The sequence below is a fragment of the Planktothrix serta PCC 8927 genome (assembly GCF_900010725.2).
Classification (GTDB): domain Bacteria; phylum Cyanobacteriota; class Cyanobacteriia; order Cyanobacteriales; family Microcoleaceae; genus Planktothrix; species Planktothrix serta.
Genome location: NZ_LR734965.1, coordinates 1 through 321, shown reverse-complemented (window position 1 = coordinate 321; position 321 = coordinate 1). Strand labels below are relative to the sequence as shown.

Genomic DNA, 321 nt, shown 5'->3' with positions numbered 1-321 from the left:
GTTTGGGGGAGCGATAAGTCCCACACTGAATTTCACGCTCACCAAAAAATAACCACCAAATCAGTGTGGGATACATGGACTCCCCCAAGTTAATTTTGTATGTCCCAATCCCGACAAAATTAACAATAATACGCTAGAGTATATCAAAGAGTTTTAAAGGCAACAATGTTTCAAGGGTATAAATTCCGAATCTATCCAGCGATTGAGCAGCAAATAGCCTTAGCCAAAAGCTTTGGTTGTTGCCGTTGGTATTGGAATTATGCCCTAAACTTGTGTCAAGAAACTTATAAAACAACAGGAAAAGGGCTATCAAGAAAAGCA

At 39.3% G+C, this 321-nt stretch carries 1 protein-coding gene; it reads left to right on the top strand.

Annotated elements, in window-relative coordinates:
- Nucleotides 1-165 precede the first annotated feature (165 nt).
- On the top strand, nt 166-321 hold a 156-nt coding region (locus PL8927_RS27825), incomplete at its 3' end, for a helix-turn-helix domain-containing protein (protein WP_156093368.1).